This is a genomic window from Bradyrhizobium sp. HKCCYLRH3059 (assembly GCF_051168035.1).
Taxonomy (GTDB): Bacteria; Pseudomonadota; Alphaproteobacteria; order Rhizobiales; family Xanthobacteraceae; genus Bradyrhizobium.
The window spans coordinates 406,624-420,910 of record NZ_JBNPUF010000003.1; the positions used below are offsets into that span (position 1 = coordinate 406,624).

9 protein-coding genes are annotated in these 14,287 nt (G+C 65.1%); 2 read left to right on the forward strand and 7 right to left on the reverse strand.

The genetic code is table 11. The annotated features are described in order from the left end of the window. Positions 1-2: 2 nt before the first annotated feature. Positions 3-2,141: a 1,4-alpha-glucan branching protein GlgB gene (gene glgB, locus ACQR13_RS12660; protein ID WP_434862876.1), complete on the reverse strand. Its 2,139-nt coding sequence runs from the start codon at positions 2,139-2,141 to the stop codon at positions 3-5. Then, positions 2,138-5,443 carry a maltose alpha-D-glucosyltransferase gene (gene treS / locus ACQR13_RS12665; protein ID WP_434862877.1) on the reverse strand — a complete coding sequence of 1,102 codons (3,306 nt, stop codon included), beginning with the start codon at positions 5,441-5,443 and terminating at the stop codon, positions 2,138-2,140. Before treS ends, glgB begins: the two co-directional genes overlap by 4 nt. Before the next feature lie 355 nt (positions 5,444-5,798). On the opposite strand from treS, the gene malQ reads away from it, so the two are divergent. Together malQ and ACQR13_RS12675 are read left to right on the forward strand one after the other, a co-directional pair. Next, positions 5,799-7,751, forward strand: a complete 1,953-nt coding sequence (gene malQ, locus ACQR13_RS12670) for a 4-alpha-glucanotransferase (protein WP_316201588.1) — start codon at positions 5,799-5,801, stop codon at positions 7,749-7,751. A 41-nt stretch (positions 7,752-7,792) separates the two neighbouring features. After that, complete coding sequence (locus ACQR13_RS12675; RefSeq protein ID WP_434862878.1) at positions 7,793-9,604, forward strand: glycoside hydrolase family 15 protein; 1,812 nt, start codon at positions 7,793-7,795, stop codon at positions 9,602-9,604. A gap of 11 nt (positions 9,605-9,615) precedes the next feature. Here ACQR13_RS12675 and ACQR13_RS12680 read toward each other — a convergent pair whose 3' ends face one another. Genes ACQR13_RS12680 through gnd form a run of 5 tightly spaced genes read right to left on the reverse strand, consistent with a single transcriptional unit; the run spans position 9,616 to position 14,287 of the window. Then, positions 9,616-10,440, reverse strand: coding sequence for an HAD family hydrolase (locus tag ACQR13_RS12680; protein ID WP_316172475.1), 825 nt, complete (start codon positions 10,438-10,440; stop codon positions 9,616-9,618). A 20-nt stretch (positions 10,441-10,460) separates the two neighbouring features. Further along, positions 10,461-10,955 carry a gluconokinase gene (locus ACQR13_RS12685; RefSeq protein WP_316166626.1) on the reverse strand — a complete coding sequence of 165 codons (495 nt, stop codon included), beginning with the start codon at positions 10,953-10,955 and terminating at the stop codon, positions 10,461-10,463. Between the two features lie 22 nt (positions 10,956-10,977). Then, a complete protein-coding gene (gene pgl, locus ACQR13_RS12690) occupies positions 10,978-11,727 on the reverse strand; it encodes a 6-phosphogluconolactonase (RefSeq protein ID WP_316172474.1) in 750 nt (249 codons plus the stop codon). A 2-nt stretch (positions 11,728-11,729) separates the two neighbouring features. Next, positions 11,730-13,253 carry a glucose-6-phosphate dehydrogenase gene (gene zwf / locus ACQR13_RS12695; RefSeq protein WP_316172473.1) on the reverse strand — a complete coding sequence of 508 codons (1,524 nt, stop codon included), beginning with the start codon at positions 13,251-13,253 and terminating at the stop codon, positions 11,730-11,732. After that, on the reverse strand, positions 13,250-14,287 hold the full coding sequence (gnd, locus tag ACQR13_RS12700) for a phosphogluconate dehydrogenase (NAD(+)-dependent, decarboxylating) (protein ID WP_315718007.1): 1,038 nt from the start codon (positions 14,285-14,287) through the stop codon (positions 13,250-13,252). The genes zwf and gnd overlap by 4 nt, the downstream gene beginning before the upstream one ends.

Below are 14,287 nucleotides of genomic sequence, written 5' to 3' on the forward strand. Positions count from 1 at the left end.
CGTCAGGCTTCCGGGAGGAGAAATACCGCTGCCATGGGCGGGAGGATGAGGTTGAGCTGGTGTTCTTCAGAGGCATGGACCTGGCCGACGTTGCCGACATTGCTGCCGCCATAATGCAGGGAGTCGGAATTGAAAGCTTCCCTCCATCTGCCGCCGAACGGCACGCGGACCCGGTAATTGTAATACACGTTGGGCGAAAAGTTCACGACCACGACGCAGCGCGCGTGCTCATCGAAGCCCTTGCGCACCCAGGCGAAGACGTTTCGGTCGGAGTCGTCGGTCATCAACCACTCGAAGCCGTCCGGCTCGCAGTCCCGCTCATGCAGCGCCGGCACGTTGCGGTAGAGGTGGTTGAGGTCGCGGATCAGGGCCTGGATGCCGGCATATTTGGCGTCGCCGAGCAGATGCCAGTCGAGCGAGGTATCGTGATTCCACTCGCGCTCCTGGGCGAGCTCGCAGCCCATGAACAGGAGCTTCTTGCCGGGATGCCCGAACATGAAGCTGTAATAGGCGCGCAGGTTGGCAAAACGCTGCCAGTCGTCGCCCGGCATCCGGCCAAGGATGGAGCGCTTGCCGTGCACGACCTCGTCATGCGACAGCGGCAGGATGAAGTTTTCCGAAAAGGCGTAGTGCAGGCCGAACAGGATCTCGCCGTGGTGATATTTGCGGTGGATCGGGTCCTTGCTGATGTAGCGCAAGGTGTCGTGCATCCAGCCCATGTTCCACTTGTAACCGAAACCGAGCCCGCCCATGTCGACCGGGCGAGACACCTGCGGCCACGCCGTGGATTCCTCGGCAGCCGTCGTCGCCTGCGGGAAATGGCCGAACACGTCGATATTGGTCCGGCGCAGAAACTCGATGGCCTCGAGGTTCTCGCGCCCGCCATATTTGTTCGGAATCCAGCCACCGGACGGACGGCTGTAGTCGAGATAGAGCATCGAGGCTACGGCATCGACGCGCAGACCGTCGATGCCGTAGCGCTCCAGCCAGAACAGCGCGTTCGAGCGCAGGAAATTGGCGACTTCGGTGCGGCCGTAATTGTAGATCAGCGTGCCCCAGTCGAGATGCCGGCCCTGCATCGGGTTGGCGTGCTCGTACAGCGCGGTGCCGTCGAAATGGCCGAGGCCGTGCGGATCATCCGGGAAATGGCCCGGCACCCAGTCGAGCCACACCGCGAGGCCCTCGCGGTGGCACGCATCAACCAGCGCACAGAAGTCCTCAGGACTGCCGAAGCGGCTGGTCGGCGCGAACAGGCCGGTCGGCTGATAGCCCCAGGAGCCGTCGAACGGATGCTCGCTGACCGGCAGGAATTCGATGTGCGTGAAGCCCATGTCGCGTGCATAGGACGGCAGTTGCTCGGCGAGTTCGCGATAGGTCAGCCACTGGTTATTGTCCTTGCGCCGCCACGAGCCGAGATGCACCTCATAGATCGAGACCGGCCTGTTCAGCTTGTTGATGTCATGCGGCGCGGGCCGAGGTCGCGGCAGGCTGGACTCGTCGACCACGATCGATGCGGTCTTGGGACGCATCTCGGCCGCGAAGGCCATCGGGTCCGATTTCAGCGGCAGGTGCTCGCCCTGCGGGCCGATGATGTCGAACTTGTAGTGGTCGCCGGCCCTGGCGCGGGGAATGAACAGCTCCCAGTAGCCGTTGCCGCGGACCCGCATCGGGTGGCGCCGCGCATTCCAGAAGTTGAAATCGCCGACCACGCTGACGCGACGCGCGTTCGGCGCGAGCACGACGAATCCGACGCCGTCGACGCCGTCGAGCACCATTGGATGCGCGCCGAGCTTGTCGTAGAGCCGCTCATGATTGCCTTCGCCGAGCAGATGCAGGTCGAAGTCGCTCAGGATCGGCAGGAAACGATAAGGATCTTCGAGGTCGGTGACGTGGTCGCCGAATGTCGCCCGAAGCCGATAGCGCTGCAGCGAGGGCATGGTCCCGGTGAACAGGCCGGCATCATGGATGCGCGTCAGCGCGACGACGTCGCCGTGCTCGCCGACCACCTCGACGCGGGAGGCCTCGGGCAGGAACGCGCGCACGACGGCCCGCCCGTCGACATTGTGCTGACCGAGATAGCGAAACGGGTCGGCATGCCGACCTTCGATGATCGCAAACGCCTCGGGAGAAAGATGGGTCATGAGGACTCGCTGGCTGATGCTGGCTCGGACAGGACGCGAAGCAGGTTGCTCAATGCGATGCGCAACCAGTCCGGCCGGTGAGCCAGATCATATTCGAGCGCTCCGAGGGCTTTTTCCAGCATGAAAAAGTTAAGGAGCGCCTCCGCCGTATGCGGATCGTCCGGCCAGAGGCGCTGACTGGCCTTGATCTCGCGATAGCCAGCCAAGAAGGCGGTCGCGGCCTGGTCGCGCCATTCCGACAGCGCGGCGGCGATACGGCCGTGATCGTCCTGGCTCGCCCTCAGGGCGCGCTCCTGGGCGACGCGGACCGAGCAATCGATCGAGCGCAGGAAGCCTGCGATGTCGCGCGCCGGCGGCGCCTTGCGCCGACGCTCGGCCAGCGGCTGCTCCTCGTCACCGTCGAAGTCGATGATGAAAATATCGTCCTTGACGATGAGGATCTGGCCGAGATGAAAATCGCCATGCAGCCGGATGTCGCAGCCGCCGATATGGTGCGGGATCAGGCTGCTGAGGCGCTCCGACAGCTCGCCGCGCCTGGCGAGCACCTGGTCGACCAGCCCTCGTTCCGGATCCTTGAGGTGATCGCGGCGCTCGCTCAGGCCCGTGAGGATCCGGTCAGCCTGGCCGCGCAGCCGGTCGATCCAGTGATCGAGATGATCTGCGTTCGTGGGCTCGGGCGCGAAATCGACGATGTCGCTGCGCGAGGCGAGCGCCGCATGCAACTCGCCGACGCGACGGCCCGCCTGCGCCATGTAGCGCAGATAGGGCGACAGCTCCTCGCTCTGCCGCTCGTCGCCGCTCGCGGCGAACACGCGCTGGTCGTCGACGTAGCGATCGAGATAGGCGGCGCTGACGGTCCAGCCGTCGCCCTGGTTCTCGATGAAACCATGGACGCAGCCGACGGTCTGCCGCTCGCCCTCCTGGATCACCTCGATACTCCCGAGCAGCGGCGGTACATTGGCGAAGCCCACGGTTTCCGTGAGGAAACCGCCGATCTCGATCTCCGGGTGCGGACCAGCCTCCAGCTCGCGGCGGAGCTTGATGAAGAACTCGTTGTTGACCACCGCCTTGCTGCTGCAGCGGTCGGTCTCGACCACGCGCACCTGCTCCGATTCGCGGATCTGCTTGTCGGGAAACCGCGACGTCGGCCGGAATTCGAGGCGCACCCCGTTTTCCTCGACCGTCAACGCTTGCTTCAGATTGTGCAGGAGCAGCGCAAGAAAGATCGGGCTCGTCGCTGCATCGAGCAGCGTTCCCTCGCGGGCGCCCTGGCGCACGGCGGCGAAGGCCTGCGGATTGTAACGATCGCGATCGAAACGCACCCACTCGATCTGCATCGGCAGCAGATAGCGCCGCTTCTCGTCGCGCTCGGCGGCCTTGAAGAAGATCAGCCAGGGCCGGTTGTCGCCGATGTCGCAGAACGGGATCGCCGAGGTCAGCGTCGGATGGATCGCGTCCGCCGAGCGCTCGGGGTACCATCGCGCGCGCGCCAGATGACCGGGCAGAACGTCGCGTTCGAACACGCTGCGGGTGCGGGCCAGCGATACCCAGGTCGAGCCGAGCGGCACGACCAGCGTCTCGAACTCCGGCACCGCGCGCTGGATGATGGGCTCCGACTTCTCGCGCTCCTTGAGCTGGAACCAGTAGAATCCGTAGGGCGCGAGCGTGATCATGTAAGGCAGCTCGCCGATCGCGGGAAAGCGCGAGCGGCCGAGCATCTCGATCGGGACGCGATCCTTGAACGGCGAGAGATCGAGCTCGGTCGCCTGCGCCGAGCGCGACAGGTTGGCGACGCAGAGGATGACCTCGTCCTTGTACTGGCGGACGTAGGCCAGAACCGACCGGTTGGCCGGGCGGATGAAGGTCATGGTGCCCCTGCCGAAGGCCAGCGTCGACTTGCGCATCGAGATCAGCTTCTTGGTGGCGTTCAAAAGCGACGACAGGCTGCGCGACTGCGCCTCGACATTGACCGCCTCGTAGCCGTACACCGGGTCCATGATCATCGGCGCGTAGAGCCGCGCCGGGTCGGCGCGCGAGAAGCCCCCATTGCGGTCGGGCGTCCATTGCATCGGCGTTCGTACGCCGTTGCGGTCGCCGAGATAGATGTTGTCACCCATCCCGATCTCGTCGCCGTAATAGATGATCGGCGTGCCGGGGAACGACATCAGCAGCGAGTTCATCAGCTCGATCTTGCGCCGGTCGTTGTCCATCAGCGGCGCGAGGCGGCGGCGGATGCCGACATTGATGCGTGCGCGCGGATCGTTGGCGTAGGTCGACCACAGATAGTCGCGCTCGACGTCGGTCACCATCTCCAACGTCAGCTCGTCATGGTTGCGCAGGAACAGCGCCCATTGGCAGGTCGCGGGGATGTCGGGCGTCTGGCGAAGGATGTCGGTGATCGGGAAGCGGTCCTCCTGGGCGATCGCCATGTAGATGCGCGGCATCAGCGGGAAGTGATAGGCCATATGGCATTCGTCGCCCTGGCCGAAATATTCCTGAACGTCCTCCGGCCACTGATTGGCTTCCGCCAGCAGCAGCTTGTCCTTGGCGTAATTGTCGAGCTCGACACGCAGGCGCTTGATGATCGCATGCGTCTCCGGGAGGTTTTCGTTGTTGGTGCCGTCGCGCTCGCAGAGGTAGGGGATGGCGTCAAGCCGGAAGCCGTCGACGCCGGCATCGAGCCAGCGTTTCATCACCTGGATGATCGCGTTGACCACGCGCGGATTGTCGAAATTGAGGTCCGGCTGGTGCGAGAAGAAGCGGTGCCAGTAGAACTGGCCGGCCTCCGGATCCCAGGTCCAGTTGGACTTCTCGGTATCGGTGAAGATGATTCGGGTGCCGAGATATTTCTGGTCGGTGTCGCTCCAGACGTACCAGTTGCGGGCGCTGGAGCCGGGCGGGCTGCGCCGGGCGCGCTTGAACCAGTGATGCTGGTCGGAGGTGTGGTTGACGACGAGTTCGGTGATCACCCGCAGGCCGCGCCGCTTGGCTTCCTGGATGAAGCGCTTGAACTCCTTCATCGTCCCGAAATCGGGATTGATGCTGCCGTAGTCGGCGATGTCGTAGCCGTCGTCGCGGCCGGGCGAGGGGTAGAACGGCAACAGCCACAGCGTGGTGACGCCGAGGTCCTGCAGATAGTCCAGCTTGTCGGTCAGGCCGGCGAAGTCGCCGACGCCGTCATTGTTGCTGTCGGCGAACGCCTTGACGTGCAGCTGATAGATGATCGCGTCCTTGTACCAGAGACCGTCGCCGTCGGGCTCGGTCTGCAGGCTGGGCGAATCCAGGGATGACATCAGGTTCATGAGGCCCTCACCTAGGAGAGAGGATGATGATGCGGCTGCGATCGGAGGCGTCTCGAAAGATGTCTCGGCCTCGACAGATGCGGCTCTCCTCAAAAGAGGGCAGAATAGGGGAGAAAGCGTCTTTGAGGGCGACGCTCTCGAACGTGTGCGCAAATTTGTTCACGGTGATGCCATTGACAATAAAACGGCGTCCCGGTTCGCTAGAAACCGAGACGACCCCAATTACAAAGCCGCAAGGCTCGTTTTGTTCCCCGGGGAACGACGGCCTTGCCGCGGCGTTAGGGGCTTATCCTCTTGCCGTCCCACAACAATTTTACGACGTACGACTTCCCGTTACGTCCAGATCGCGTGCCGAATGGATCTCTACAGCGAAGCCCATAGTCTCGGAATCCTGACAGAATTCTACGATGGTCAGGGGCACCGTCGTGTGACCGACGAAGCGGCCCTCAAGATCATCGTGGAGGCCTTTCCCCGGCCCACGCCGCATCGGCTGCTGAGCGATGCGGTGGTGATTCGCTCCGGGCAGCCCGCGCGCAGCCGCCTGACCGAGGCGGCGAAGCTGCCGGTCAGGTGGACCATCAGGCGTGGCGACGCTGAGATCGCGAAGGGAGACGCCGGCGAGGCCCTGGTCGAGTGGCCGGGTGATCTGCCGGTCGGCAGCTACCGCCTCGAGCTGGCGGATGCGTCGTCGTACCGCGAGGAGCTGCCGCTGCTCGTCGCACCGGCGAAGGCCTTCGCCGGTGATTTCGACCGTGTCTGGCTGCTGGCGGTGCAGCTCTACGGCATTCGATCCGGCCGCAACTGGGGCATGGGCGATTTCACCGACCTTGCCAATCTCATCACGCTTTGCGCCGAACTCGGCGCCGATGGCGTCGGCCTCAATCCGTTGCACGCGCTGTTCGACGATCGGCCGGGCGATTTCAGCCCTTATGCGCCGAACAGCCGGCTGTTCCTGAATGCGCTCTATGTCGATGTCGAGCAGGCCCCGGGCTTCGCGAAGGGGCCCGGCAGCAAGGTGCTGGAGCCGCTGCGGCAGGCCGAGCTGGTGGACTACAAGGGTGTGGCGGCGTTGAAATGGCCGGCCCTGCGTGCCGCCTTCGACGCTTTCATGGCTGCGCCCGACGCCGCGGCCGCTGCGGAGTTCAAGGCCTATCGGGCCGAGCGTGGCGAGCTGCTGGCCCGCTTCACCTGCTTCGAGGTGTTGCGGCATCGCTTCCAGAAGCCCTGGTGGGACTGGCCCGAGGAGTGGCGGCAGCCCGATGCTGCGCGCTGCGCGGCGCTGCTCAGCGGCCCCGACCGGAGGGAGGCCGAGTTCATCGCCTATGTGCAATGGCTCGCCGAGCGACAATTGCGCCATTGCCGGGATCTCGCGCATCGGCTGGGAATGAAGGTCGGCTTGTATCTCGACGTCGCGGTCGGCGTTCAATCCGACGGCTTCGATGCCTGGAACGAGCAGGGCGCCATTTCGCGCACGCTCTCGGTTGGGGCGCCCCCCGATCCCTTGAACACGGTCGGGCAGAACTGGGGGCTCGCCGGGTTCAACGCGCCCGGACTGGCGCTGAAGAATTTCGAGCCGTTCCGGGAGATGGTTCGGGCGTCGATGCGGCATGCCGGCGCGATCCGGCTCGACCATGTGCTCGGTTTGAAGCGACTCTATCTGGTGCCGCACGGATTTCCGGCCAAGCAGGGCGCGTACGTGCAGATGCCGTTCGAGGCGCTGTTGGCCGCGACCGTCATCGAGAGCGTCGCCAATGAATGCATCGTCATCGGCGAGGATCTCGGCACCGTGCCGGAGGGCTTTCGCGAACAGATGGCCGATTGGGGATTGTGGTCCTACAAGGTGATGATCTTCGAACGCGACGACAACGGCCGCTTCCGCGATGTCGACTTCTATCCGCCGAACGCGCTGGTGACGCTGAATACCCACGACCTCTCGACCTACGCCGGCTGGCGCTCGTTCGGCGATCTCAAGACCAAACGCGGGCTGGGCATCGATCCCGGTGAAAGCGACCAGGATCGCTGGGATGCGTTGGGGCTCTGGGACGAGGTGCTCCGCCAACACGGCATTCAAGCCAACGACGTCCACTCAGCGATCGCCTTCCTGTCGCGGACGCGGTCCCGGCTGCTGGTGATTTCCCTGGAGGATCTGCTGGAGGTGGTCGATCAGCCCAATATTCCCGGCACGATCGACGAGCATCCGAACTGGCGCCGCAAGATGCCGATCAAGCTCGAGGACATCGCCGGTGCGACCAGCGTCGCAGCGTTGAAGGCGGCGACCGCCGAACGGATCAGCCCGGCCGGCGTTTAGAACGGGGGGATTGCGGGGGGGCAGTTGCACGCGGATGCCAAATGTCCTGCAGGATCGAAGACTACGCCCTGATTGGCGATTGTGAGACGGCTGCCCTGGTGAGCCGGAACGGGTCGATCGACTGGCTGTGCTGGCCGGCGTTCGATTCGGATGCCTGTTTCGCAGCCTTGCTGGGAGATCGCAGCCATGGCCGCTGGCTGATCGAGCCGCGCGGCGACGTCCGATCGACGTCTCGACGTTATCGCGGCGACAGCCTCATCCTCGAGACGCGATACGAAACTGCGACCGGCACCGTCGAGATGATCGATTTCATGCCGCCACGGGGCAGGGCCTCCGATGTCGTTCGGCTGGTCCGCGGCGTCTCCGGCCGGGTCGCCATGCGGATGGAGCTGATCATCCGCTTCGGGTTCGGCATCGAGATTCCCTGGGTCAAGCGTTCCGAGGATCGCTCCGCGCTGCTCGCCATCTGCGGCCAGGACATGGCGGTGCTGCATACCCCCGTCGCGACCCGCGGCGCGGACATGACCACGGTGGCGGAGTTCGAGGTCGCCGCCGGCGAAACCGTGCCTTTCGTGCTCACCTACGGTCCGTCGCATCTGCCGGCGCCCAAGGCGATCGATCCGGATCAGGCGCTGGATGACACCGAAACATTCTGGGCCGACTGGTCGCGGCGCTGCACCTATCAGGGCGAGCATCGCGCACTCGTGATGCGCTCGCTGATCACCTTGAAGGCGCTCACCTACGCGCCGACCGGCGGCATCGTCGCGGCGCCGACCACCTCACTGCCGGAGAAGCTCGGCGGCCGGCGCAATTGGGACTACCGATTCTGCTGGCTGCGTGACGCGACGTTCACGCTGCTCGCGTTGATGAACTCGGGTTACACCGAGGAAGCGCTGGCCTGGCACAACTGGCTGCTGCGCGCCGCGGCGGGCGCTCCCGCCTACATGCAGATCATGTATGGCATCATGGGCCAGCGGCGGCTGATGGAGTGGGAGGCCGAGTGGCTGCCGGGCTACGAGGGTGCCCAGCCGGTGCGGATCGGCAATGCCGCGCATGCGCAGCTCCAGCTCGACGTCTACGGCGAGCTGATGGATGCCTTCCATCAGGCCCGCATGACCAAGCTCAAGCTGGACGACGGCACCTGGGACCTGGAATGCGCGGTGCTCGACCATCTCACCGACGTCTGGGACCAGCCCGACCACGGCATCTGGGAACGCCGCGGCGATGGCCGTCACTACGTGTTCTCCAAGGTGATGACCTGGGTGGCGTTCGATCGCGCGATCAAGAGCGCGGAGAAATTCGGGTTCAAGGCGCCGCTGGAGCGCTGGCGGCGGCTGCGCGAGACGATTCATCGCGATGTCTGCGCCAAGGGCTACGACGAAAGCCTCGGCAGCTTCGTCGAGTCCTATGGCTCGCGGCTGCTCGATGCCAGCCTGCTGCTGTTGCCGGCGGTCGGCTTCCTGCCGTGCTCCGATTCGCGCATTCGCGGCACGGTCGACGCGATCGAGGAGCATCTGCTGCGGGACGGCTTCGTGCTCCGGCACGATCCGCGCGAGGTCCCGCCGGACGAGCAGCAGCCGATCGAAGGCGCGTTCCTGGCCTGCACGCTGTGGCTGGCCGACGCCCATGTCCTGGCGGGCGATACGGAGAAGGCCGAGACGCTGTTCCGCCGCGTGGTGAACATCGCCAACGACGTTGGACTGCTGGCCGAAGAATACGACACCGAGGCACGGCGGCAGACCGGCAACTTTCCCCAGGCGCTGACCCATATCGCGCTGATCAACACGGCGCAAAATCTGAGCAGCGCCAAGAAGGCCAGCGACAAACCCGCAAGGCAGCGGTCGGGAGCCTGAGCTGCCGCGCGTCAGCTTGCGGATGAGCCTTGCGCGTTTTCCGCCAGGATCATCTCCATGGCATTGGCAAAGCCTTCGTCCTGATTGGACGTGGTGATGCGCTTGGCCTTGCTCTTCACCTCGTCGCTGGCATTGCCCATGGCGATCGACAATCCGCTCACCTCGAACATCGCGACATCATTGTGCATGTCGCCGATGGTCGCGACCTGGTCGAGCGGAACGCCGAGCCGCTTGGCCATCGCCGTGACGAAGGTGCCCTTGTTGCGCCCGGGCGGAGTGATGTCGAGATAGTAGCTCTGCGAGCGGACCGCCGTCGCCTCGGTCCCCAGCGTCTGCTGCATCTGGCTCTCGCAGTGCGCCAGCAGCTCGAAATCGCTGCTGGCGCCGACGATCTTGCAGGCGTTCGACAGATAGGGGGAGAAATCGTCGACGATCGTCGGCTCCGCGCGTATCGCGCGCCGCTCGTTCGGGACGTATTCGCCGTCCGGATTGCGCGTCAGCCAGGCATCATTGGTGAAGACCCAGATGTCGACCCTGGATTGTTGGAGAAGATCGACGCAGCGCGCGGCGGCGGCGGGCGGGATCAGGCTCTGCTCGAGCGGGCGCATATCGGCGTCGATGATCGAGCTGCCGTTGAACGGGCCGACCGGAAGGCTGATCTGCAGCGGCTCGATCAGAAAGCGCATTCCGATCGCTGGGCGGCTCGAGGTGAGCGTGAAGGCGACGCCACATTCGTGCAGCCGTCGCGCCACCTTCGCGGCCCGCTCGGTCAGAACCTTGTCCTTGGTCAGCAGCGTGCCGTCGACGTCGGATACGACGAGAGCGATGCGGGTCATGAGCCCTTCCTGTTCGCGGGTCAGGCGCAGCCCCGACCGGCGTGAAGCTGTTGCATGATGTCGTCCACGATCGCCGCGACTGGCGCGTCGACCGAGACTGTAATGGGACGCTCGGCGGCGTCAGGTGGTTCCAGGGTGGCGAATTGGCTGGCGAGCAGGCCCGGCGGCATGAAGTGCCCCTTGCGATGGCTCATCCGTCTGCCGATCAGCTCCTGACTGCCTTGGAGATAGACCATGCGGACATCGTTACAGCCGCCGACCAGGATATCGCGATAGGCCTTCTTGAGTGCAGAGCAGGCGATGATGATGTGCTGGCCCGCAGTACGGCAACGCGCGATCTCCTGGGCAATCGCCTGCAGCCAGGGCCAGCGATCCTCGTCCGTGAGCGGGTGGCCGGCGCTCATCTTGGCGACGTTTGCGGGCGGGTGAAAGCTGTCGCCATCCTCGAAGCGCCAGCCGAGGCGTTGCCCCAATGTTTTCCCGATCGTGCTCTTGCCGGAGCCGGACACGCCCATGATGACGAGCGCATGGGGCAGGTCAGATGTCGCCACTTCGCCCCTCCGGCCAGGCCTCGCTGTCGATGAGCAGGATCGTCTCCCGATTTGAGCGGGCGCGATTGGCCGGCAGGTCCTCACCGGCCAGCACCCGCGTCATGATCGCGCGCTTGTCGGTACCGGCGATCTCAAACAGCATGGTTCGGCAGGAGGCGAGCGCAGGCAAGGTCAGGCTGATCCGCGGCACGAAGGGAGCGACGTGAGCCTTGTCGACGCCGACGACCCAGCGATCGGCGACATCAACGGCGGGAAAACCGGGGAATAGCGACGCGACATGGCCGTCGGGGCCGATGCCGAGCAGCACAAGGTCGAACAGCGGCCGCGCGGGGGCGAGCCGCCCGGCGCCGTAGAACGCTTCCAGCGTGCGCTGATAGTCGCGGGCACTGGCCTCCGGGTCCGACCTATCGGTCGCGATCGGGTGGATGTTGGCGGCCGGCGCGCAGGCATCGAGGAACGCGTGGCGGGCCATGGTCATGTTGTGCAGGGGATCTCCGGCCGGAACATAGCGCTCGTCGCCGATGAACCAGTGCACGCGCGGCCATGCAATCCGCTCGCGATAGGCGTCCGTCGCCAGCAGCTGATAAAGCTGCCTCGGGCTCGATCCCCCGGTGAGGCAGACGGCTATGGTCCCCGGATTTGCGTCGATGCGGGCCAGGAGATGTTCGGCCGCGACCCTCGCCATCGTCGCCTGGTCCGCGACTCGCACGAGTTTGCGGTTCTGCGGCCCGACCACGGCTAAACCAGCTTGCGCCAGCTGCGGCCGTCGCGGGCCAGGAGATCGGCCGCCGCCTCAGGTCCCTCGCTGCCGGCCGCGTAGGAATGCAGGCCATCGCGGCCGGCCTTCTTCCACGCCCCGATGAACGGCTCGACGGCCTTCCAGCCGGCCTCGACGCTGTCGGCGCGCTGGAACAGGATGTTGTCGCCGATCATGCAGTCATAGATCAGCGTCTCGTAGCCGGTGGCGGGCTCGGCCTGGAAATAGTCCTTGTAATTGAACTTCATCTGCACGCCATCGGTGCGGATGGTGGGGCCGGGCACCTTGGTGTTGAACTGCAGCGTGATGCTCTGGGTCGGCTCGATGCCGATGACCAGATAGTTCTCGGCCAAGGTCTCGATCGGCGTGCAACTGAACATCGCGAACGGCGCCTGGCGGAACTTGATCGCGACCTCGGTGCGCTTGGCGCCGAGCGCCTTGCCGGTGCGCAGATAGAACGGAACGCCGGCCCAGCGCCAATTGTCGATCGTGAGCTTGAAGGCGGCATAGGTCTCGGTGGTGCTGTTGGGGCGGACGTCCTTGCTCCTCAGATAGTCGGGCAGCTCGGCGTCGCCGATCATGCCAGCCGTGTACTGGCCGCGCACCGAATTGAGCAGCGCCTCCCGTTCGCTCAACGGCTGGATCGCCGACAGCACCTCCGCCTTCTCGGAGCGGACGGTATGCGCATCGAACCGTGCCGGCGGCTCCATCGCCACCAGCGACAGCAATTGGAAGAGATGGTTGGGGACCATGTCGCGCAGCGCGCCGGTCGCGTCGTAGAAGCTGCCGCGCGTGCCGACGCCGAGCTTCTCCTCGACGGTGATCTGCACGTGGTCGATGTGATGCCTGTTCCAGATCGGCTCGAACATGCCATTGGCGAAACGCAGCACCAGGATGTTCTGCACCGTCTCCTTGCCGAGGTAATGATCGATCCGGTAGATCTGGTGCTCGGTCACGAGCTGCAGAAGCTCGTCGTTCAGCTTCTTGGCCGAGGCGAGGTCGGTGCCGAACGGCTTTTCCACCACGAGGCGGCGCCAAGCCTTGCCGTCCTCGCGCAGCAACCCGACGCGCCCGAGCTGTTGCGCGATCGGCGCAAAGGCGCTCGGCGGCGTCGCGAGATAGAACAGCCGATTGCCGTGGGTCTCCCGCGCGGCTTCCAGCTTTTCCAGCTTCGCCTTCAACTGATCGAAGCTTTCCGGCTCCTTCGGATCGGCCTCGATCGCAGTCACGCATTGCAACAGGCGCTGCGCGATCTCATCCTCGATCGGGCGTGTGGCGTATTTGCGTAGGCCTTCCATGAGATTGTCGCGCAGTTGCTCGCTCGACATGCCCTTGCGGGCAATGCCGACGATGCAGAACCTGTCCGGCAGCAGATGATTGGCCGCGAGATTGTAAAGCGATGGCAAGACGAGCCGATGGGTCAGATCGCCGGTCACACCGAAGATCACGAAGGCGCAAGCGTCAGGCTTCTGATGTTGCGGCTGGTGCGGATGCAGCGGGGTCACGCGCGGTCGTCCCTGGGCTTGACGATCTCGGGCGCGCTCTGGCGCGCCGGGTCTGGGTGCTGTTCAGGCTCCTTGTGCCCGCCAAAGCCTTCGCGCATCGCCGAGAGAATCTTTTCCGCGAAGGTGTGCTCCTGGCGCGAGCGGAAACGGGCGAACAAGGCGGCGGTCAACACCTCGGCCGGCACCGCTTCGTCGATCGCCGCATTCACGGTCCAGCGGCCCTCGCCGGAATCCTCGACATAGCCGGAATATTTCTCCAGACCGGGCTGCCGCGCGAGCGCGCTGGCGGTGAGGTCGAGCAGCCAGGACGGAATGACGCTGCCGCGGCGCCACACCTCGGCGATGTCAGCGAGATCGAAGTCGAAGCGATGCGCCTCGGGCAGCGCCGCGCTGTTCGCATTCCTGAGGATGTCGAAGCCCTCGGCATAGGCCTGCATCAGGCCATATTCGATGCCGTTGTGGATCATCTTGACGAAATGGCCGGCGCCAGTCGGCCCCGCATGGATGTAGCCCTGTTCGACGCGCGGGTCGCGGCCGTCACGGCCCGGTGTGCGCGGGATGTCGCCGATGCCTGGCGCTAGCGTCGCGAAGATCGGATCGAGCCGGTCGACGACCGGCTTGTCGCCGCCGATCATCATGCAGTAGCCGCGGTCGAGGCCCCAGACTCCGCCGGAGGTGCCGACGTCGACGTAGTGCAGACCGCGCTCCTTGAGCGCCTTGCCGCGGCGGACGTCGTCCTGCCAGAAACTGTTGCCGCCGTCGATGACGACGTCGTCTCGGCTCATCAGCTTGGTGAGCTGCTCGACGGTGGCTTCCGTGATCTTGCCGGCCGGCAGCATGACCCAGGCGTGCCGCGGGAGGGCGAGTTTGCCGACGAACTCCTCGAGGCTCGCGGCGCCGGTGGCGCCCTCGGAAACCAGCGCGGCGACGGCCTTTGCGTCGCGATCATAGACCACGCAGGCGTGTCCGGCGCGCATCAGGCGGCGCACGATGTTGCCGCCCATCCGCCCGAGACCGATCATTCCCAATTGCAT

Coding starts and splice junctions, on each gene's coding strand:
- treS (WP_434862877.1), bottom strand. CDS start 5,443: ATGAACCTGATGTCATCCCTGGATTCGCCCAGCCTGCAGACCGAGCCC.
- ACQR13_RS12675 (WP_434862878.1), top strand. CDS start 7,793: ATGTCCTGCAGGATCGAAGACTACGCCCTGATTGGCGATTGTGAGACG.
- ACQR13_RS12680 (WP_316172475.1), bottom strand. CDS start 10,440: ATGACCCGCATCGCTCTCGTCGTATCCGACGTCGACGGCACGCTGCTG.
- gnd (WP_315718007.1), bottom strand. CDS start 14,287: ATGCAATTGGGAATGATCGGTCTCGGGCGGATGGGCGGCAACATCGTG.
- malQ (WP_316201588.1), top strand. CDS start 5,799: ATGGATCTCTACAGCGAAGCCCATAGTCTCGGAATCCTGACAGAATTC.
- glgB (WP_434862876.1), bottom strand. CDS start 2,141: ATGACCCATCTTTCTCCCGAGGCGTTTGCGATCATCGAAGGTCGGCAT.
- ACQR13_RS12685 (WP_316166626.1), bottom strand. CDS start 10,955: ATGGGCGTGTCCGGCTCCGGCAAGAGCACGATCGGGAAAACATTGGGG.